Source organism: Haloarcula sp. MBLA0163 (assembly GCF_055632435.1).
Map to the genome: position 1 here is coordinate 328,921 of NZ_CM145745.1, position 20,563 is coordinate 349,483.

At 47.5% G+C, this 20,563-nt stretch carries 15 protein-coding genes and 2 pseudogenes; 6 read left to right on the top strand and 11 right to left on the bottom strand.

Features of this window, described 5'->3' with window-relative positions; genetic code table 11:
- Positions 1–69: 69 nt before the first annotated feature.
- Entirely contained in the window at positions 70–1,209 is a 1,140-nt protein-coding gene (locus ACV7GQ_RS01620; RefSeq protein WP_470311816.1) for a glycosyltransferase family 4 protein, read from the bottom strand.
- Between the two features lie 213 nt (positions 1,210–1,422).
- On the opposite strand from ACV7GQ_RS01620, the pseudogene ACV7GQ_RS01625 reads away from it, so the two are divergent.
- The 3 genes and pseudogenes from ACV7GQ_RS01625 to ACV7GQ_RS01635 form a co-directional block, all read left to right on the top strand.
- Positions 1,423–2,032: pseudogene (locus tag ACV7GQ_RS01625) on the top strand (transposase); the annotation flags it as partial.
- Positions 2,033–2,163: 131 nt separating this feature from the next.
- A pseudogene (locus ACV7GQ_RS01630) lies at positions 2,164–2,622 on the top strand (IS701 family transposase); the annotation flags it as partial.
- Positions 2,623–2,981: 359 nt separating this feature from the next.
- Positions 2,982–3,635, top strand: coding sequence for an alkaline phosphatase family protein (locus ACV7GQ_RS01635; protein WP_470311817.1), 654 nt, complete (start codon positions 2,982–2,984; stop codon positions 3,633–3,635).
- Here ACV7GQ_RS01635 and ACV7GQ_RS01640 read toward each other — a convergent pair.
- Positions 3,610–5,079, bottom strand: coding sequence for an oligosaccharide flippase family protein (locus ACV7GQ_RS01640; RefSeq protein ID WP_470311818.1), 1,470 nt, complete (start codon positions 5,077–5,079; stop codon positions 3,610–3,612). The genes ACV7GQ_RS01635 and ACV7GQ_RS01640 overlap by 26 nt on opposite strands.
- Positions 5,080–5,128: 49 nt before the next feature.
- Here ACV7GQ_RS01640 and ACV7GQ_RS01645 point away from each other — a divergent pair, with 49 nt between their 5' ends.
- Positions 5,129–5,926, top strand: coding sequence for an FkbM family methyltransferase (locus ACV7GQ_RS01645; RefSeq protein ID WP_470311819.1), 798 nt, complete (start codon positions 5,129–5,131; stop codon positions 5,924–5,926).
- 581 nt (positions 5,927–6,507) lie between these two features.
- Here the strand turns inward: ACV7GQ_RS01645 and ACV7GQ_RS01650 are convergent.
- Genes ACV7GQ_RS01650 through ACV7GQ_RS01675 form a run of 6 tightly spaced genes read right to left on the bottom strand, consistent with a single transcriptional unit; the run spans position 6,508 to position 14,238 of the window.
- Complete coding sequence (locus ACV7GQ_RS01650; protein ID WP_470311820.1) at positions 6,508–8,061, bottom strand: alkaline phosphatase family protein; 1,554 nt, start codon at positions 8,059–8,061, stop codon at positions 6,508–6,510.
- A gap of 2 nt (positions 8,062–8,063) precedes the next feature.
- Positions 8,064–9,791, bottom strand: a complete 1,728-nt coding sequence (locus ACV7GQ_RS01655; RefSeq protein WP_470311821.1) for a glycosyltransferase family protein — start codon at positions 9,789–9,791, stop codon at positions 8,064–8,066.
- Positions 9,788–10,915, bottom strand: coding sequence for a glycosyltransferase family 4 protein (locus tag ACV7GQ_RS01660; protein WP_470311822.1), 1,128 nt, complete (start codon positions 10,913–10,915; stop codon positions 9,788–9,790). The genes ACV7GQ_RS01655 and ACV7GQ_RS01660 overlap by 4 nt, the downstream gene beginning before the upstream one ends.
- Positions 10,905–12,149 carry a sulfatase gene (locus tag ACV7GQ_RS01665; protein ID WP_470311823.1) on the bottom strand — a complete coding sequence of 415 codons (1,245 nt, stop codon included), beginning with the start codon at positions 12,147–12,149 and terminating at the stop codon, positions 10,905–10,907. The genes ACV7GQ_RS01660 and ACV7GQ_RS01665 overlap by 11 nt, the downstream gene beginning before the upstream one ends.
- Entirely contained in the window at positions 12,146–13,330 is a 1,185-nt protein-coding gene (locus tag ACV7GQ_RS01670) for a glycosyltransferase family 4 protein (protein WP_470311824.1), read from the bottom strand. The genes ACV7GQ_RS01665 and ACV7GQ_RS01670 overlap by 4 nt, the downstream gene beginning before the upstream one ends.
- The gene (locus ACV7GQ_RS01675; RefSeq protein WP_470311825.1) at positions 13,327–14,238 is read right to left on the bottom strand and encodes an NAD-dependent epimerase/dehydratase family protein; all 912 of its coding nucleotides are present in this window, start codon (positions 14,236–14,238) and stop codon (positions 13,327–13,329) included. The genes ACV7GQ_RS01670 and ACV7GQ_RS01675 overlap by 4 nt, the downstream gene beginning before the upstream one ends.
- A gap of 130 nt (positions 14,239–14,368) precedes the next feature.
- Between ACV7GQ_RS01675 and ACV7GQ_RS01680 the strand changes: the two genes are divergently transcribed.
- Complete coding sequence (locus ACV7GQ_RS01680; protein WP_470311826.1) at positions 14,369–14,575, top strand: hypothetical protein; 207 nt, start codon at positions 14,369–14,371, stop codon at positions 14,573–14,575.
- An 859-nt stretch (positions 14,576–15,434) separates the two neighbouring features.
- Positions 15,435–16,793 carry a tyrosine-type recombinase/integrase gene (locus ACV7GQ_RS01685; RefSeq protein WP_470311827.1) on the top strand — a complete coding sequence of 453 codons (1,359 nt, stop codon included), beginning with the start codon at positions 15,435–15,437 and terminating at the stop codon, positions 16,791–16,793.
- Between the two features lie 26 nt (positions 16,794–16,819).
- On the opposite strand, the gene ACV7GQ_RS01690 is transcribed toward ACV7GQ_RS01685, so the two are convergent.
- From ACV7GQ_RS01690 to ACV7GQ_RS01700, 3 genes are all read right to left on the bottom strand, one after another.
- Complete coding sequence (locus tag ACV7GQ_RS01690) at positions 16,820–17,407, bottom strand: hypothetical protein (protein WP_470311828.1); 588 nt, start codon at positions 17,405–17,407, stop codon at positions 16,820–16,822.
- 136 nt (positions 17,408–17,543) lie between these two features.
- Positions 17,544–18,671, bottom strand: coding sequence for a tyrosine-type recombinase/integrase (locus ACV7GQ_RS01695; RefSeq protein WP_470311829.1), 1,128 nt, complete (start codon positions 18,669–18,671; stop codon positions 17,544–17,546).
- Positions 18,672–19,043: 372 nt separating this feature from the next.
- On the bottom strand, positions 19,044–20,258 hold the full coding sequence (locus ACV7GQ_RS01700) for a glycosyltransferase family 2 protein (protein WP_470311830.1): 1,215 nt from the start codon (positions 20,256–20,258) through the stop codon (positions 19,044–19,046).
- Between the last annotated feature and the right edge of the window lie 305 nt (positions 20,259–20,563).

Here is a 20,563-nt window from a genome sequence, read left to right on the forward strand (position 1 = left end):
ACGAGGCAACTTCGGCTCGAATCACTCTGACAGCTTGAGGATGTCACTCAGATGGAGATTCCCAATGAATCACCATGAGCCGTCGATGGCGCGCTGGTAGGCTGTTTCTGCTTGGTCGGCGACTGCGTCCCAGTCGTATCGCTGCGCGCGTTCGACGGGATTCGTCGGTGGTCGTTCACCGCTTAGAGCGGCGTCGAGTGTCTCCGTCAAGGAATTGACCGTGGGATCGACGAGGAAGCCTGCACCGTCGATGACTTCGTCGGCTGCTGAATCAGGATGATCAGCGGCGATGACGGTGCAGTCGGCGGCCATTGCTTCCACAAAGGTGATACCGAATCCCTCGCGGGTACTCGGGGACGCGAAGACGTCGGCTGCGCGCATATGACCGAGAACGTCATCGTAGTCATCGAGAAAGCCAAGAAATTCCACGCGGTCAGTATGAGTCAGTGACTCCTGTTTTCTTTCGAGGCGTTCGCGTTCGGGACCGTCGCCGACGATACCCATTGTGGCGTCGTGCTCGTCGGCGACTTGGCCGAAGGCGTCTAAAAGTAGGTCTACGTTCTTGTGTTCGATGAGTCGGCCAGCGAAGAGCACGTCGTACCCCCGTTCGGGAAGCGATGCGCTTCGGACTTGCTCAACGTCAATGCCGTTCGGGACAATTTCGATGGTCTCGCGGGAAGGTCCGATAGCGGCAAGACGGTCGGCCGTGATGGATGAGATCGCTATCGGATGTTGTGGTGTGCGGGCGGTGACGTGCTCCGTGAGTTTGCCGAACGGGGCGAGGTGACCAAGATACTCCTCCCAGTAGTTGCCCCAGACCTCGTGCCACGTTGTAACGAGCGGCGTGTTCGTGCGAAGACTGGCGAGCTTCGTGGAAAGAACCGGGAAGTACGGGAAGACACTGGCGACAACGATGTCGTGTTCGTCACGCCGGAGGTGTCTGCGGATTTGTGGGAGCGCTCGGACTGCGAAGTCTATGGCTTCCGTGATGGAACGACGGTCTCCGTTGTAAAGGTCGGCTTCGGGGGCGACTGCGCGCAGCGTCATTCCTTCATGAGTGGTCTGTTCGGGGCCGTCCCAGAAGTGGCGGCCGTAGATGGTGACGTCGTGGCCCTCGTCGGCGAGTCTGGTGCCGATTTCGTGGATGCGTTTTTCGGCCCCGCCGGTGACAAACGGATAGACGACATTCGAAATAAAAGCCACGCGCATCATCGACGTGTACCAATTCAAGCATAATGTTCTTTCGATTTTGCTTCAGTCCAGAGGTAGCGCCAAGTCATTGTACATCTTGAACCTTTAATATGTAATATAGAAAAATATAATTTAATTACTTTAATACAGTTTTGATCCTAAAATCACTCTCTCTATCAAATGGACGAGCAATATCAGGACTTGTGTCAATTTCAATTCCATTATGGAACTCCAGTTCAGGGGAAACGTGCCCTCAGCAAGTTCCTCACCCAGTACGACTGGGACGAACAACAGTTCAACCACGAATGCCTCGAAGAGCTTCAGAAACACGCTGAAACACGCTGGTCACAGGATGGCTACATCATCCTCGACGACACGATCACCGAGAAAGCCGGGGACAAAGTCCCCGGCGTCGGCCACTTCTATGATCTCGCTGAAGGCGACACTGTCTGGGGCCAAGACATCATATACGCGTTCTACGCTGACGATAAAACCGCCTATCCGCTCACCTTCCGCCTCTACGAACAGCAAGACGAGAACGACCAAGACCACGACACCAAGTACGATCTCGCCCGAGAGATCGTCACCGAACTCGAAGAAGAGGTAGATGTGCCTGCAGACACCTACCTCTTCGACTCGTGGTTCGCTCACGACCTAGCCTTCCCAAACACATCGAATCCTTCGATAAGGACTGGATCGGCCCGCTCCGAAGCAATCGACAGGTGAGCTACGACGGCGAAAAGATTCGCGTCGATGCGCTGGAGAGCGCATCGACACGGACGAGCGTGATGTCGATGACGACACCTACCACATCTGGACGAAGAAGCTTCCCGTCTCCCAGGAGTGATCAGCACAACTATTGAACCCTACTGGCTAAAGCCGACTGACTCGGTGAAAATTAACAGACTGAGTCGAGATGGTCGTGTGTCACGGCGTCTTTGCGCACGTGTTCGGAACTTTCGCAGACCACTCCTGGGAGACGTGAAGCTGGTCATCGCCGAGAAAGAGACCGACGAAGACGAAGAGAATCCGGTCAAGTACCTCGCTACGAACAAAATCGACGCCCCGACCGAGCACGTGATTCGCTCCTATGGGGCGCGATGGCGCATGAAGACGTTCTTCGAGGATTCGAAGCAGGATCTCGTCCTAGGAGACTGCGAGATGCAGATTGACGAAGGTGCCAGTGCCGACTGGCACCTTCTGATGGCTGCCTACAGTCTCGTTCGTCTTGATCCTGAGTCGAGCGCCTTGGGGACGGTTCGCTCGAAAGCGTCATCGCTTCGAGCGAACCTCGAACACTCCCTGAAAGAAACCGTGTACCACCTTTTCTCGTGGGTTCGAGACAACGATGATTGTGGCGTCGATGACCTCATGGAAGAGATCGACCACCTCTTCGTTCACTCAACCGCCGACGCTAACGTGCAAAGCTGAGTAGTCTGTATAAGTTCTGAATGTATTTAAAAACATATCGCTAAAGTAATCTCGCCTTCTATACCGCGGCATATAAGTAACCATTCAATCAACCAAATATGAAAATGATAGAGAAGCTGAAATCCCTCCTTCGGGACCCCTCTCTTGCATTACGGAGAGCAAACTCGGCATACCACCATTTCCGAGGTGATTGTGCCTATAATTGTAAGGGGACAGATATTTTTTCAGAAGATTGGGATAATCTGATACTACTTGACGCATGTAGATTTGATGTCTTCGAATCATGCAATACCATCAAAGGCGACTTACAGCGACGGAAATCACGTGGATCGACGACTCACGAATTTCTAGTAGCGAATATGGAAGATCGGGATCTGCGAGATACTATCTATGTGACCGCCAATCCTCAATTATATCGACATCAGATTGATACGCAACTCCATAAGGTATACAATATATGGGAAGACGAGGGGTGGGATGAGGAACTCGGAACTGTTCGACCGGAAGTAATGACAGATTATGCTAAACAGATTGCAGCTGATCATCCGAATAAACGTTGTCTCATCCACTACTTACAACCACATCATCCATTTCTTGAGTCTGAGATAGAAGATACAGGCCGAGTTGATGAAGGTATTCCGGAACATTCTATCTGGCGGAGAATGCGTGCAGGAGAATTGAACGTAGATAAAGAAACACTATGGAAAGATTACGCAAAAAATTTGGAAATTTCACTACCATATGTTCAAGATCTTATTGATTCACTAGATGGAAAGACTGTTATTTCATCAGATCATGGTAATATTTTTGGTGAACGTGCCTATCCAATACCAGTCAAAGAATGGGGTCATCCTGGAGGATTATATGTTGAAGAACTGATTCAAGTACCTTGGCTCGTATGTAAGTCAGGAGAACGTCGCTCAATCTCACGAAGTGACGAGATTAATGAACGTGACGAGGTTGAGGATGAAGTGGTACGCAGCCGGCTCAAGAACCTCGGGTACGCTGAGTGATTTTGTTAAATTGTTCACGATCTATCTCATCAATCCCAAAGACAAGTATTGATAAAACATGGATAATAACAAGTGTCCCTAAAAATATCAAAAAGCTATTGTCTGGGAAAAACCGCTTAAGCACCATTGCTATAAAAATAGATAGACAAACTGTTGTACTGAAGGACTTAATTAACGAATATCGAATTGGATGAACATTAATTGATTTATATAATCTAATTGAATAGTAAAAGTTTACAATAAGGAAAGCAGCAGCTGATGCGACCGCGGCTCCCATAATTTCAAAATATGGTATTAGAAACAGGTTAAGGGAAAGATTCACAAAAACACCAATTAGACTTCCATTCATAACTATACGCGTCTGATTATTTGCTATAAGACAATTTTGATTCATACCAAAAATAACATGGCTAAAGAATCCTATGAGGAGAATTCGAAGTGCTAATCCGTTATTAATATATGAACCTCCAAAAACAAATTTTACTACCAGAGAAGGATATAAAAGCAATATGAGCATAAGTGGTGCTGCAGCAAAAGTCATCCATTTTGTTGTATTTGCATAGATTTCTCGGAGATTATCTAGTTGATTATTATCTATTAATTCAGAGAATAATGGTAGTGCTAAGAATCCGAAGCCACCCGTAACAACCAATAATGACTTTGTTAGAGTGAAAATTGCATCGTATTTACCGACGATATTCGGCTGGTAGAAAACGCCTAAAAGAAGAGTGTCAGTTTGTTGCATCACCGACCACAAAGCGTGGGTGACCATTAACGGTACAGAAAATGTTAGCATTTTCCAGCCTACTGATAGTGAGGGATAAGAAAATGATTTCTCTATCAGTTGAATGGCGACTATTATCCCAGCAACAGCACCAATTATGTAGATTCCGATCCACCACCAAGACAGCCACGTTACACTAACACTATAGTAACCACCGACAACAACAACAATGAATAGTACCGTCTTTAGGAATATATCTTCAACAAATACTTTCGGGAGTGATCTACTTAAACCTCGCGTAGCCCCTGTAGAGATCCACATTGCAGCGATAAACGGAGTTCCGATTGCAAATATGGATATTACATTAACAACATCCTTAGTAAACCATAAAAGCAAAAGTGGTCGAGAGACTATGACTCCAGCTGCTGTTCCACATCCGATCAGAATAGAGATAAATAGTGAAGAGATATACATAGTCATAGGTCTATCAGTAGTTGGAAGTTTACTGGCGACACCTTCATTGAGGCCAAGTACAGCAACGAGTCCAGTGAGGTTTAAGACAACAATACCAAGAACAAGAATACCGTAGTCACTTGGACCATACAATCTAGCCGCGACAACACGTGTAATAAAGCTGAACCCAAGCCCTAGTAAATTACCAATAATGGCTATGATAGTTCCAACTGAATATTGACCGAGTTGATCGTGTAACCGTCCCATCTGGTACCTATGCGGAAACAATTTATATTTGCTCCTAATTAGTTTCGATATGAGGTTGATGAACCGTGCTCTTATGTTATGCAAGAGACTATATCGTCGTCAAAGTCTTATTGAATCTGATATTCTGAAATCGCTTTATCATCAACTCTGGTATTATACATTCTCAGAATTATACACGGAATCAATTAATGAAATTGATGTCTCATTTCGTGTTTCTAATAGTCACGAAGCTCGTCACTTTCCTATAGATGAAGTAGAGCGGCAAGTGCTTGACCGAATTATCAAAAGACTTGATGCGGACAGCTGCTTTTACGATGTTGGAGCACACATCGGAATCTTTGCCTGTACAGTTGCTAAAGTTACAAATTCGACTGTCATTGCCTTTGAACCTCATCCCGAGAACTCAGATCGACTATTAGAAAATTCGGATATAAATAACTGCAATATAAATATCCAGGAAGTAGCGCTATCAGATGAACGTGGACTCATCGAGGCCACGATGAATAGCCAAGATTACGGGGGAATGGTCCACTTATCAAATTCAGGTACTCAAACAGTACAGTTGCAAATGGAAACAGGAGATCATCTCCGAGCGAGGAACACAATTCCTTCTCCAGATATTGTGAAGATTGATGTAGAGGGGGCGGAACTTAATGTTCTCCGGGGATTGAAGAAGACTCTTCGAAAAGAAAATCCAGATTTGTTTATTGAAGTACACCCGGAAACAATGGATCGATATGGTGATAGCAGGGAAATGTTAAATGAGTTTCTCAATAATTTAGGATATCAAATAGAGGAGCTTGAAAAGACTGGTTCACAACATGTCTATTTATTTTGTTATAGGTAGAGAACCGTCTCACCACACTGGATTCCGCAACCATGTTTAGAGAGACCACATGAGCGCGACTACAGTCACGCTCTCGGCCTCCAAGTCCCGCAGCTTAGACTTCGTTGATTTCAACCGATCCAACGCGATCTGTGGCAAGCGGGTCGAGCGTTATAGTGAACTGCTCGACATAGGTCGGAGGACCGGTAGACGTGTCGAATTCAGCGTGTAACTGGCCGAACTTGTGCTGTATAAGAACAACCCGTAGAGGTCTTGTCGAGGCCTATCATCACATAGGGTTGGACGAACGTTAAACCTCGCTGGAGCACCATTGCATGGCGTTCTTGACTGCTTCGTCGTCAGCGTGTTTCACTGGGTTATGCGAGAGCAACGTTTTAATCTCTGATTAAGAATACCAGCACGGATACTGGAGGACATTGGGCCATCGAACCTGCCCCAACAGATTCTCGGTGCTTGCTTCGGAGTTCAACACTTCGAATAGGAATATATCGGGTGACGCTACCGCGTCACCTTACTACCTTTCTACAGGGACGGGACTGCTCTACTTGCCCAACAACCTTCTACCGAAGAGCGAAAACACATTATTCCATATAACCTAAATTTTCAAGCCGCCTCTCAATTTCCTCGTCGGTTTCACGTTCAATTCCTTTGAGCGGTCGAGAGACGAGCTCGGACCAATTAATCTGTTCACTGTCATGGTGGATGAGCGCTTGTCCATCAGCTTCTATATCGATACCTAAACCACATAAGGCTGCAATAGTAGGAGCAATATCATATATCGAAACGGGGTTTTCCTTCACTTTAATCGGAATATTGGTGATGAATATACCTCTCGGTTTGTGGTTTTTATGTGGGTTTGGTTGATACGTATCCAATATAGTTCCGCTGAGATCGTAATTGGCACCTCTCGGTATAAGTATTATGTCGGGTGCGTCATCAATTGCATCTCCATCATAAATTGATTCAACACGTTCAGCCCGTTCTATTATCTGTCGGCCTTGAATATCTGTTACTTCAGTTGCGGCATCAATTATTTGTGAACGGATTTTCTCATAGTTGTCTTCCTTTTCAATATGAATTCCCCAGCTATTGTAGAGGAACTGATAAGCTGTTGAATGTTTCCAGTCAACAGTTTCAATTTCAATATTCTCGATGATATCTTGGGGTAGTCGATCTAAGATATAGCGATCTAAATGTATGTGTGAAACGAAATTATGAATCTTCTTTGGTGTGATCCTTAACGAGCTCAAGACCGTAATTAGGCTACTAAATATTCTTTTCTCGATGGGTTGATTATCATTTGTTGAGGTTCTTTTGAGTCGAGATTCCTTTACTGTCTCAAAGAATTTCTCCGTACCAGTTGTAGTCTGACAATATCCTAAATCGTGCAGCCAAGAATTCGTGTGGAATGTACCATTGTAGTCGCCCATACCGTGATCAGAGACTATGAGGTGATTCGCCTCGGAGTCAATAGACGCTATTTCGGCGACGATCTGGTCTACTGCCTCGTAAACTTCTCGCCTTTTATTTGAATTATTTAACTCGTGGAAAACTGTATCAGTAACCTGGATTTGAACAATAAGAAGATCCCAATCGTATCGCCTTGAGAGAAATTGAGCCATTTGTAGGCGATCACGGGCTACGGTCACGTAATCTGAAACAGCAGTTCCTTGTGGATATATGTTATACTCGCCATGCTCCTGTTCGTATTCTGTACGTAGTTGTTCAGGATGAAAATCTGCATCTTTGTCAGCCAAGTAGCCTGGTACCACTGCACCGTGTTTAAGTTCGGGTACAGGGCTAGTTATTGGATAATTGATAACGAGCGCACATTGTCCAGCAGCGTCGGCAACTTCCCATAGGGGAGGCCTTCTAATTGAGGTGTTGTCAACCAGATCTCGGTTATGCCCTGACTTCTCAAAAAAATCAAATATACCGTGCTTACCAGGGTTAGTCCCAGTAGCTAGACTTGTCCAAGCAACCGGGGTCCAAGGTGGAATTGTACTTTTTAGTTCACGGGCTGTCCCGGAATTAATCACCTTTTCGAGGTATGGTAATCGACCCTCTTTGAGCCAATCCTCGATGGAATTGAATCCAACACCATCCAGACCGATTACAATCGTTCGATCAGTCATCTTTATTTCTCCTCGCGGGTACGCCACAGTTGAACGACACCATTATCGTAAACATTCTTCACGGTTGGTTTTCTTTGAAAGCGATGATATTCTGCCATCGAGTGCAACTTAGCCCGTCCGTTTTTTGATTGAAGGGTATAGCGATCCGCACCAGATATCCAAATTAGAGTATCTGGTTTTACAGATGTATTGGGTGCGTAGCCAAAACTTGGTGCTACAAGGTATTCCGTACTAGATATTAATCCCTTACGTTGCAAGCGATCCTTTAGACCGATAACTAGATCTCCAAACCGATATGGCCGAGTCGCAATACCGGCATGTCGGGTTCCTTCGGGGGAATATAATAATGCCCATTCAGCAGCCTCGAACTCCGAATGTGTTGCTTGGGTATTTGATGTTCCGGAGTAAGGACTAGGATGAGCTGCGGCAGCACCAGTAATCGTTGATATTATAAGGAAAACGGCGAGTGTACCCTTGGCTGTCGATCCTTGTCCCGTTCTAACGAAAGCGGCAACTATTATGAGCGGAGCAATGACGACTGCCGGGCCCACGAATCTATAGATGAATAAGGAAAAAGCTCCAACAACACCTGTCATCAAACCTACTTGGAGTATTGAAGAGATTGTAAACCATTCTAATAGTTCAGGGATCTTTCGGGCTTTTTCATGCTTCTGTACCAATAGATAAAGCAATCCTAAGCCGGCACTTACAGCAAGTAATGCATCATTCAGCATCCTGCGGAGAAAGAGCAATAATATGTCAACACTCCCATAATTTGCAATTGCATCAATATTTCGTTCAACTGGACTTGAGGTATCCCTAATAAGGAAAAATGCGAGACTCCGAAGTCGTGTTTCAAGGAGCGGTGTGGCTGAGAACCAAGAAAAGGCGACAATGCTTATAATGAGGACTAAACCGATCTGTAATGTCGTATGTCGATAATTAGATTTAGTATATAATGTGACAAATAAAGCAGTTATCAGGGTACTTCCAAGAATCAGCGTTGAGACTGGATGGAAAAATGGGTACAACCCCGTGAATAATATTGTAATCATAACAAACCGTCGGTCGCCCCTATGCGCTCTGAGATATGAATAAAAGAATAATGGTATAAATAGTACGCTCATGGCTTGGCCATCAAAGACTGTATGACCCCATCGGAACGATAAGGGAAGCGTCATCGATATCAACACAGCAACTCGACATTGGATGTTAGTCAATTCAGCTTCTTTAGCTAGACACCAAACGAATCCCCATGATCCAACTGTAATCATCCCTTGAAAAAATAATAGTTGATAAGATAATTCAACCGGGGAAATATAATGAAGGCTTAATGCTAAAATATTTGGGAGGGGATAATAATTGTGCGAGGAAATAGAACCTGTATTTTCGATTACTTCGATAATTGCGATAATACTCGCTACGTCATTTCGTCCATAGTGATGATATCCCCGAAATATTGGAAGGAAAAGAATAGCTATTAGTAGAATTGCTTGGAGTAACACTACTAATCCGAACGTCTGTTTGTTAGTCAATCCCTTCTTAATAAGTAGCCACACGATAACAAGTTCACTACCCAGTCCGAGCAACCAGACCGATATCGGTATCGACTGATATGGTGATACTTCATAACCTTGTACCGGAACGGTAGCCGCTATGTAAATGAAGAGTGAAAAGATCGAAAGGACAATAATTGTTACAGATTTCTCACGCCGGGACAACCTTTTCATGAGTTCTTGATTTGGTTAAGCCAATGTTTAATAAATGTCCCCCGATCATTTTCTGGAGCAAGCGAACCTTTATTGACAACATCACGGATACCAGGCACATCAAATCCGACTACTGGTGTATCATATTCTTGAGCTTCTAATGGCGGAAGGTTTCGGCCTTCTCTTAAGCTTGCGGTCACGTACACATCCGCCTCATTATAGAAACTGGCAAGTTCGGCATCTGAGACGAATCCTGTAAATACAACATTCTCAGGGGCTACTTCACGAACTTGCTTCATATAATCCTCAGCATTCGGTTTTCCTATTATAGCAAGAGTTACATTTTCAGCATCTGATTGTAAATTTTCAAATATCTTAACTAAGGTATCAACATTTTTTGTCGCAGAAATTCTTCCTACAAAGATAGACAGAGAATCCTCCTGGGGGATATCGTACTTATTGTACACGAGAGATGGGTCAGCTACCACATCCTCAAATCTATCTTTCTCTGTGCTATTCGAGAGAACAATACTGTTAATCCCGGTCGATTTTCGTAGTTCTTCACTGGCTGATTGACTTATTGCACATACAGCATCGGCATTCTTGACAATAGTACTTCTTTCTTCAAGATATCGCATTAGGTGAACCCACACTTTCCGTGCTAAATTGGGCATTTCGGAAGGAAGTGGTGAGTGATAGTGCCAGAGAACATACGGAGTATCATGTCGGCGAGCAGCGATGTATGTCAAAAAATTAAGTGGATAGCCGTGGGATATGATGAATTCGCAGGAACGGATATCTTGGAGGAATTTGTATACACTAACTAGATTTAATGGAAATGCCAGTTGGTTAATTTTTTCAAGATAAAGATTCTCAAACTCAGATCCCAGTTCAACAAGCGCAACATCATCCGGGGGAGAGAGGTCAGCATGCATGACATATATTTTCACCTCATAGCCTGCATCACGGAGCTGTCTAGCTTGTTGTTCGATTTCTCGACCTACGCCTCCATGACCTGCAAGCGTGTAATGGGTAATACCCACAGTACTTCCTTTTGTGATCTCAAAGGCCTCAGCTAAATCGACTACATTCTCAATATCTTTTGATTCGATCTGACTAAAATCGTTAGTGGAATTAATTTTCATAGTTCTCTTTTTGGTGTACCTTTTGGGAATGTTCTCTAATGGCCCGCTTTTCGGCCATTGTCCGTTTATGCTGCTGGATAGTCGTACGTCCAGCATCCGTTAGCAATTCATTGTGAGGATGAGGTTGGTTGTCAGTAATAAGACGTTCGCCTTCTGGTGTACACACATAAGACCAATCGTCACCATGGGCGCTTATTTTCTGACTGTCACCAGTTTTTGAAATAGCCGGTTCATTCTTTATTGTATCTTCAATAGCCCGTTCCTCCACAGTCCTTAATAGTACATCCGGTAGCGATCGGAGTGATATCGGTGTATCTAAGCGTGTTGTTTCTTCGAAATTTTCACCAAAAACAGCAAAGGGTACACGCACGTTCTCATCGTATAAATTCTGTTTATGTCCGAAATTTCCGTGTTCACCGAAAGCTTCTCCGTGATCACCGTGAACCGCTACAAGCGAATTTTCTCCGATTCGTTTTGCGAGTTTTTTTATGAATATATCTGCGTATTTGACTGCATCCTCATAAGCTACCTTCAGTGGCTCAACAACCTCAGAGGAAGGAGAGATATCATGACCAGATTTCCATAATTTATAGTTCGATCTATACATTGAGAACGCACTCTGAGAACGGTGTGAACGAGGGGTTAAGTAGGGATCATGGGCATCCATGAGGAAGATCCAGATAAAGTACGGCTCCGGCAGATTGTCGATACAGTTCCAGATTTTTTCGGCATACGAATCCCATGTGCGGAATACTTCTTCACCAGTTGCCCAATTTGATAGAAGCCGGATACCGGAAAGGAAACGACTATCAGCTTTATTCAGAAGTCGTTCATAGAGACGTCCTCTCGATTCACCCACAAAATCTTCATATTGATCAAATCCTGAATCAAATCCAAAATACGTTGATGCATATGGATTGGGTGCAAAGCCAGCAGTAGAATATCCTCGAGCCTGAAATCGTTCCGCGAGCGTTGTCCTACGGGACATATGCTGGCTTATGGTCTGTTGTTGTTCAGCCATTGTCCCAAGAACATTCTCCGTGGGATACTGGCCGGTCATTATGACCGGCATCGATTCTGGCGTCGAAGGGCCAGGTGCGACTGCGTTCTCAAAGATGAGTCCTCCTGATGATACCTTTGCATCAAGGTGTGGCGTTATCTCTGCGTCCTCATTATAGAGACTACATTTATCGGCCCGGAAGCTGTCTATCGTGACTAAAATTACATTTTTCATGATATCATTTGATATGTATCGAGGTACTGCTCAGCAATGGATTGCCAAGAATAGTTCTGGGCAATTTCGTGAGCACGTTCAGCCATTCGTTCACGTTCATTGGTCTGCGAGAGTAGATAAATCAGATAATCACGCAGCTGACATTCATCCCCTGGTTCAAATAGATAACCATTTTCGTTATGATTAACTTGGCTCTTAATACCTCCTGTATCGGAGCCAACGACTGGTGTACTAGCAGCCATAGCCTCAGTTACAACCATACCAAACCCTTCCTCCCGTGCAGGATGAACGAATACGTCTGCTTCAGCGTAGAACGATCTAAGATGTTCATCAGGTACATATCCAGTAAACGTAACTTCTTGAACCCCAGTAGCGTCTAGATCATCCACCAATTGTTTGTAGTACTTTTCATCCAAGCTATTATCCCCAACTAGACAAATGTGTGCATTAGTTCTATTAATGACTTCTGCCGCGATATTAACTACGTCCTCAAAACCTTTTCTGGGGGTGATGGAGCCGACGCACAGTACTAATTGACGGTCCCGGGGGATACCGTACTCATCGTAAATTATCGTAGAAGAATCATCCTTAAACCGATCGAGATTCACACCATTAGGAATCTTTTTAATCGTTTGTTCAGTTACACCTTCCGAGCTGAAAGCTTCTTTCATATCTTCATTTAGAACAACCGTCTGCTGAACTCGTTTTGCCAGGAATACATCTGGTGAGAACCTCATGTTGGTTACTCTTGTTTCTGTTTCTCCGAGATGAGCTGTATAGATTGCCCGTTGTCTGAAAGATTGACTGACGCTTGCCAACACACAAGCAGCAAAGGGAAGATGAACATGAATTATATCAAAATCCGTAAAATCCGTTTCTTGAAGTACCCGAATAGCAAACTCCGTCCTATCCGCTATCAGTTTTGTTGTACCAAATAATGACTGAACCATTTCATAGGGAATATCTTCCCAAGGAATGGATGATCCGGTTCGGACAGAGAGTCGGCGGAATGTAATTCCCTCCCGCTTCTCAAACGATTGTAGACCATCCCATTTACGTTCAACTATTGTAACATTGTGTTCATCACTGATCTCACAGGCCACATTCCAAAGCACTGTCGGGACTGATCCGTTTCCATCACCGACAGCTTCATGACCATCATAGATATGGAGAATTTTCATAATAAGGTCTTGATTCCTCTTTCAAGCGAATATTTTGGTTCCCAGTTCAGTTGTTTTTGGATTTTTCCAGTATCGGCTTGGAGGTTCTGACGATCGGTTTCACGTTGCCGAGACACCTCGCTAACGATATTGGCTTCAACATCCGAAAGTTCAATTGCTAGCTGAGCAACTTCCTCTACAGAGTGAGACTTGCCAGTCCCGACATTGAATACATCATAATCATCCTCAAATTCTTGTAACACTCTCATCACAGCATTGGATACATCATTGACATGAACAAAGTCTCGAGATGGTTGAAGATTCCCTAACTCAATTTCAGTAGCACCATTTTTGAGCTGGGAGAGGATCTCTGGAATTAGGTGCGGATTCGTCTCATGAGGTCCGTAGACGTTAAAAAGACGTAGAGAGGTGATCGAGATATCCTTTCGAGCTGCAAGTCCTCGACAGAGATCCTCTCCGATAATTTTGGTCCGGCCATAGATGTCCATCGGCTCTATGTGTGATGATTCAGAGTTTGGTTCCGTACGTGGAGGATAAACCGCGGCCGAAGACGCAAAAACCAATTTATCGACGCTTGTTTCCTCAATTCCATCCAATATACGTTTAGTTCCGTAAACATTTGTTTCAAAAGTTTCCTCAGGATGATCATTACAATATGGAATGTAGTGTACAGCAGCGAGGTGAACAACAGCCTCAGGTTCTATATCTACAATCAGATTTGTTATTTCTGGATTGCGGATATCTATCTTATGAGCAGATACGTCAGCAGGAACATGTTCTCGCCGTCCAGCTGTGAAATCATCGACAATAACCGGTTCAGACCCAGCTTTCTTAAGATCTGATACGAGTTGACGACCGATAAATCCAGCTCCACCTGTTATAAGCACTGTCGAATCGGTGAGTTCCATCGAGAGTCTCTTTTTATAATTCATGGATAAGAAGTTATCGAAATGTCCTACCAGAACGAGATAGTACTTTATTAGGAGTAGATTTAATAATTCACTGTGGCAATCGATTGGACATGAGATGGTGGTTAATATGACCGGGACACGATCCGTCGAGTTACCAGAACAGATTATTGATCAAATTGATGTACATGTTAACAGAACCGATTTTAAGGATGCTTCTTCATATATCACATTTGTTTTAGAAGAAGTACTAGACGGGATTGAAGGTGATATTGAGTCAGATACCGGCTCTGATCAAGAAATTCAACAACGTCTTGAAGATCTTGGTTATCTATAAACTACGCGCCTGTGAAGCTGATTGTTGGTCGCTCTTCTCAGGTTTATCGTCGGAATTAGCATCTTAACTGATGATACACGGCTTCTAACTTCTACAGTTGTTCTTGTGAAGAACATTGTTGGTAGAGAGCAGTCTAGCGATTTTGTCTACAGTAGCCTCGAAAGATCTGTCTTCGAAACGAAGTGGTGAGTGGTTGAGAGAAGGAATCTAGTGATCGTCCTTCAGTGGCAAGTCGTCATCAACAATATTCTTGTAGTAGCGTGCAGAGAACCACGAAAGAGACCTGATAGCTAGTGATAGAGTTTTTTATAGAGAAATTCTATCGTATGTATCTCTGGTGAGCATTCAATGGATATTTTATTTGGTAGGAAACATGATCGACGTGGTTGAAGTGGACACGGACATGGCCCCATGCTTCTCACTATTTACAGGGCCTTCTGTACCCCAGAAGTCGCAGGGCACCTTGCAATCCCCTGTCAATATAGGCGGCCAACAGGAACAGTAAGGTAGGCCGATTTCATTTCACGTACACATGTACATCAACATCACTGCCTGGCGAGGCTGGAACTCATTTCTCTGCCCTCTGCCGATTTCATAGATTCCATTACACACTCCGTCGATCCACCGGCGATTTGAACCCTATTTCGCCAGAATTGTTTCAGTAGAATTGTCACAGCCGGGCAGATCACAACACGATAAGGAGACCTATTATTGATGGCTAAACGGCAGTATACGGCCCATATTATGCTATTCACCGGGGTACGGTGGATCAATAACCCTCGTTGGCCCAGCCCAAGAAGTCCCCATCTGCAGCCTGAGTTTTAAATACAACCGGCGGTTTTGCCGGTGCACCGCACAGATGACGAGCGAAGATCAGCCGCCGAAACCAATCAGTATTCCGCTGTCAGAGATACTCGGCGACTCTGCACCGCGCGTCCGTGAGCAACTGGACGAGTTCTACGGGTGGATGATTACGAAAGGGAGAGATCAGCTGAAACACGAACCGCTCTCAGAGTCGATGGCCGAGAGCTATCACAGCAGACTCGATCAACTGTTCAGGTACGCTATCAACCGGTTCGATCCGGATGACGAAACGGTGTTGACCTACGATCAGGCGGACGACCTGCTCCTCCAGCTCGCACATGACGAAATCACGAAGCGAACCGGGGAACCGTACTCCGAATCATCGAAGCGGAAGTTCTCGAACACCCTCTCCAAGTATTTCGAATGGAGACACGACATCGGAGAGATTCCCGCCGAATGGAACCCGCGTGTTTCATTCTCAGAGAACAATCACGAGTCGGCTGACAAGCTCAACTTCGAAGAGCGGTGGAAAATACGAGAAGAAGCCATGCAGTACGGCTCAATCCCCTCGTACTACGAGGTGTCGGAATCCGAACGAGACCGAATCAACGGACTCGTCGCTCAGCGCGTGGGAAAGCCCAAGTCTGAGGTCAATCGAGAGGACTGGTTGAAAAGTGACCAGAGTAGAAAGATTGGTTCACTCATCGCTGTTACACTTGAGGTAGGCCTCACCCCCATCGAGATCCAGGAGGCGCGGATCGACTGGTACGACCCACAACGGAACGTATTCATAATCCCAGAGGAGTTTGCCTCGAAAGAACGGACGACTTCCACACTCCCATTGACCGAGAGTACAGGAAAAGTGCTCAGTGAGTGGATTCAGGAACGGCGTCACCTGGAAGCGTACGATGGAACCACGCGACTGTGGCTGAACAACGCGGACAACCCCTACAAATCGGCCTCGCTCTGCTACCTCGTGCGGAGACTCTGCGATGAGGCCGACATTCCGAGATCGAACCGGAAAATCGTCTTTTACAGTTTGCGTCACAATCTCGGCAAATCGATGGAAGAGGTAGACAGTCTGTCGCAGGCTGCCGACCAGCTCCGTCACAGCAGCATGGAGACTACGAAGGGCACGTACGCAAAGTCCTCGATCGAAAGCCGTCGCAACACGCTAGAGAATATCAACGAGCGGGCCAAGCGCACGGCTGAAGACCCGGACTTCAATCCATATGGGGACGAAGACTCCGCAACGTCGGTGACATCCTCGACAGCATCTCAAAGTCAACCGTCGCAGGGATCGTCATCTGGAACCCATATCGACGCGGTCATCAAGGACACGACCGAGGCGCGAAGCAAGTTGGCACAGCAGATCCTCTCAGGCGAAGAAATAGACGAAACGTACCAGGGATAGTGACTGGAGCTTCGAGGACCCCATGATCACATATCTTCCTGAAGCGAATTGCCGAACTCTTCCTGGAATCCTTCGACGATGCGCGCGACACCCGACTTGAGCGAGAAGTGGGCATCCTCCTTTGCTTCACGGAGGTGTTTCGCCTGCGTCCCTGACGCCTCTTCTGCCATCTCATCCAGTTCGGCGATGAGCGCTTGCAGTGTCTCCTCGTCGTTGAGCGCATCGTAGGTTCGAAAAACGTCTTTCAACCCGCGCTTGGCCGCTTGTCTGACACGGCCGTCGTCGTCCGTGAGCGCCTCTAGCAGGAAGCCACACAGCGCGTCTGTCTGATTTTGGAGTTGTGCTTCGTCGGTACCGATGGACCGATTGTCGTTGTCGAGCGCCATCACGGTCGGAATACCGGGTGTGAGTTGGTCTGCGACCCGGACAAGGGACTGACGGACGTAACCATCGTCGGCGTCCTCATACATTTGGGCGACCTCCTCGAAGCAGACGTTGTAGAGTTCGATCCGTTCGTCGAGACTCATGTCGCCGATCTCGTCGATCACGTCGTTGACGCGATCCGAGTCACCGGATTCGAGTTTTGTGGCGAAGTCCGACCACTGGTTATGCATAGTCGGTACTACTGGCTCCACTCACTAACACCTAATCGGTAGCGACTCGGGAAGCCAGATGTTCGAGCTGTCTCCCAAACAAACCAGTCCGGTGAGATTCCGGACTGCTATGATGGGTTCGACCTCAAGCAGAGCGTCAACCCATCCGATCTAGTGCGTCCTGACGATCCTCCGGTGGCGTTTGATCGTAACGCATCGTGGATTTGGGATCGCGGTGACGAAGTTGGGTTTGTGCCGCCGCGAGATCTTCCTCGCGGGCCATATACGTTCCCGTGGAGTGTCTGATGGAATACCAGGACATGCTCCGGTTTTCGTAGTCGATGTCCGCAGTATCACACAGTCTATGGAGGAGGTTACGCAGCGATGCGGACCCGTAGGGGTTCCCGAAGCTGGTGAGCCAGAGGCTGTCGGTATCGTCGTACTTCTCGTTTACTTTGCGTTGTTCGAGCCACCGATCCAACATCGTCGCTGTCCGGTCCTGAATACTCGTCCGCCAGTTTTCCTCGTTCTTCGACGACTCCTTACTGGGAATGCGAAGGAGACCATTGTCTACATCGACCCACGACGTGCGGGCGCGTTTGACCTCAATCGGACGCAGACCTGCGTCAAGGCTGGTCCACACGAGTGACGGGATCTTCCAGCTGTTCGCTCGCTCCCAGTCGTCCTCGGTGATCTGCGATTTCGGTTTGCCGAAGCGTTTGGCCAGATAGGCTCGCCAACGGTCTCGTTCCTCGCCATAGACGTTCTCCCTCGCTGGAACACTCCCATATTCCAGCGCAGCGTCCCGGATCTTCTGTCGCTCCTCACGAGTGAGATAATCGCGTGGCGTCGTCGATTGATTCGGCTGAGAAAATGAGAACTCGGGCTCCCATTGCTCGCCGCCGCGCTGGTGGTGTCGCCACTTGTAGAGCATCTGTATTGCCTTGCGACACGTATCCTTGTGAGAGTTCGATTTCTGCTGGCGGGCGAGGTGGCGCATGTAGTCGTTGGCGTGATCAGTGGTCAGCGCCGACGTGTAGCCGTCCTCTTGCTCCCATACCCAGCGATAGAATTTGTCCATGCGGTACGCCCGGTTCTTGACCGTGGTGACGGCATACCCCTCAGCTTTCTCGGGGTCCTTGCCGAAATGAAGGAGCCAGTCCAGACACTGTTCTCGCTCACCTCGATAGTCAATGAGCTGGCGCTCATTGAGGCGTTCTTCGACAGGCTGGGTGACAAGCTTGACCTCCGCTAAGGGGTCAGTTGCCTGGTCAGCGCGTTTCATTGCCTCCCCTCCGAGCCAAGACCCACTTCATTGCTCGTCAATTCTTCCAATCGCACGACTGCGGCGGATTTTACCCCGCTAATTTCATTGCCCCTTGTGATACCTCTAATCGCATGACGGCGTCGAGTTTTCGCCGTCTGTAAATTCGTATTGCCTCCGAACATAGTTTTCTTTCTCTCATTACACGGGCGAAAAGTATTGGAGGGCGTCGGGGTGGATTGAATCGGTAGCGAATTCGCCTGGGTCGAGAGCCTCGAGCAGGCAATCAAGAAGGGATTGTTATCCCTTCTATGGATTTAACGAGCCGGTCAATAGCAATTAGCACAACAGTGATAAAAAACAAAATAACCGAAAAGGCAGGTAGGCTATTCCCTACTGTCGCTGTGACGCGATTGTACTCATAAAGAACGCGTCGAAGATGATCTGCAATCCGAGAACGATCGCGGTAAACGCGACGATGTCAGCCATCAACAGCGGCAACTGCGTAAACCCACTGGCAGCCCACTGACTCAACAGGTACGCCGCATACGCGCCACCGACGACGACGAGCCCGAGACCCAGCATCGCGCTGCGCTCTAACTGGAACACGGTCGTGATCCACTCGGTCAACGGATCGGAGGGACTGCGAATCGGATTACCCGCAACGGTGGCGAACACACCCATACTGGCGACCTGGAACCCGACAATCGTCAGCAGGCTCCCACCAATCATGGAGTGCGTGCCCAGTGTCACCCCGCCGAGTGACAAATCAGCGAACGCAAACGCCATCACAGCCAGCCCGAGCAGCGCCATCCCGAGCCCCGGCCCCGAGAACAGATAGCCCGGCGCGTTCACCAGCATGAACCGGACGTGGCGCCAGCCATCCTGGAAACTGTCCAGCGTCTCCTCACCCTCGCGTTCGTGATAGACGATCGGCACCTCCTCGATGGCCAACCCCTTGGCGCCGGCGTCCATGATCATCTCGCTGGCGAATTCCATCCCGTCGGTCTCGAGATTTAACTCCTCCAGCGCCCCACGCGAGAACACACGGAACCCGCTATGGGCGTCACTGACGCCGGCGTCGTAGAAGGCGTTCAGAAACCGCGTCAACAGGGGATTGCCGACATATTGATGTAACGTCGGCATCGACCCATCACGGATCTCACCCTCTAACCGACTCCCCATGCAGATGTCGGCCGACCCGTCTCGAACCGGCTCGAGCAGTCGTGGAATTGCCTCGAAGTCGTAGGTCGTATCCGCATCACCCATGACGACGAAGTCACCACGGACACGCTCGAAGGCGTAGCGATACGCATACCCGTAGCCGCCTTTGTCCGGCTCGACGACGATCGCCCCCATCTCACGAGCAATCTCTGGGGTGCGATCGGTCGAACTGTCGCTGATGATAATCTCACCCGGCGTCCTGAGCTCGGCCAGCGCTCGCTGGACACGCTCGATGCATTCCCGAATCCCCTCCTCTTCGTTGAGCGTGGGCATGACGACGCTGATCGCTGGCTCGAGATCACTGTCCGCTGGCAGCAACCAGTCCGGACTGGTTTCGGGCACACTGACCTCACTCGCGTCCGTCTGCTCTGCAACCTCTGCCATCGAACTCAGTCCCCGCTGTGACGGCTCGGTCGAATCGGCTCTGATCCACAGTCAACACAGACGTAGCCACCGCCTACTGTCTGCGTGACTGGTGCGTTGCAATTGATACACTTGATCGCAGAAGCCCGCACCTTCCTCGGATAACGCCCCATTAACAGGTCAGTATGCGAGAGATATAATATATCTTTGGAAAGATACACCCACTCACATACACTGCCCTGACAACCCGCCCGATTTACCCCTGCTGGCGGCCGAAACCGCTGGCAAGCTAGCCACTCGCCCGACCAACGACACCACTCGATTGG

Bases quoted from the DNA above. Each gene is read 5' to 3' on its own strand.
- ACV7GQ_RS01620 (WP_470311816.1), bottom strand. From the start codon at position 1,209: ATGCGCGTGGCTTTTATTTCGAATGTCGTCTATCCGTTTGTCACCGGC.
- ACV7GQ_RS01635 (WP_470311817.1), top strand. From the start codon at position 2,982: ATGGAAGATCGGGATCTGCGAGATACTATCTATGTGACCGCCAATCCT.
- ACV7GQ_RS01640 (WP_470311818.1), bottom strand. From the start codon at position 5,079: ATGGGACGGTTACACGATCAACTCGGTCAATATTCAGTTGGAACTATC.
- ACV7GQ_RS01645 (WP_470311819.1), top strand. From the start codon at position 5,129: ATGAGGTTGATGAACCGTGCTCTTATGTTATGCAAGAGACTATATCGT.
- ACV7GQ_RS01650 (WP_470311820.1), bottom strand. From the start codon at position 8,061: ATGACTGATCGAACGATTGTAATCGGTCTGGATGGTGTTGGATTCAAT.
- ACV7GQ_RS01655 (WP_470311821.1), bottom strand. From the start codon at position 9,791: ATGAAAAGGTTGTCCCGGCGTGAGAAATCTGTAACAATTATTGTCCTT.
- ACV7GQ_RS01660 (WP_470311822.1), bottom strand. From the start codon at position 10,915: ATGAAAATTAATTCCACTAACGATTTTAGTCAGATCGAATCAAAAGAT.
- ACV7GQ_RS01665 (WP_470311823.1), bottom strand. From the start codon at position 12,149: ATGAAAAATGTAATTTTAGTCACGATAGACAGCTTCCGGGCCGATAAA.
- ACV7GQ_RS01670 (WP_470311824.1), bottom strand. From the start codon at position 13,330: ATGAAAATTCTCCATATCTATGATGGTCATGAAGCTGTCGGTGATGGA.
- ACV7GQ_RS01675 (WP_470311825.1), bottom strand. From the start codon at position 14,238: ATGGAACTCACCGATTCGACAGTGCTTATAACAGGTGGAGCTGGATTT.
- ACV7GQ_RS01680 (WP_470311826.1), top strand. From the start codon at position 14,369: ATGACCGGGACACGATCCGTCGAGTTACCAGAACAGATTATTGATCAA.
- ACV7GQ_RS01685 (WP_470311827.1), top strand. From the start codon at position 15,435: ATGACGAGCGAAGATCAGCCGCCGAAACCAATCAGTATTCCGCTGTCA.
- ACV7GQ_RS01690 (WP_470311828.1), bottom strand. From the start codon at position 17,407: ATGCATAACCAGTGGTCGGACTTCGCCACAAAACTCGAATCCGGTGAC.
- ACV7GQ_RS01695 (WP_470311829.1), bottom strand. From the start codon at position 18,671: ATGAAACGCGCTGACCAGGCAACTGACCCCTTAGCGGAGGTCAAGCTT.
- ACV7GQ_RS01700 (WP_470311830.1), bottom strand. From the start codon at position 20,258: ATGGCAGAGGTTGCAGAGCAGACGGACGCGAGTGAGGTCAGTGTGCCC.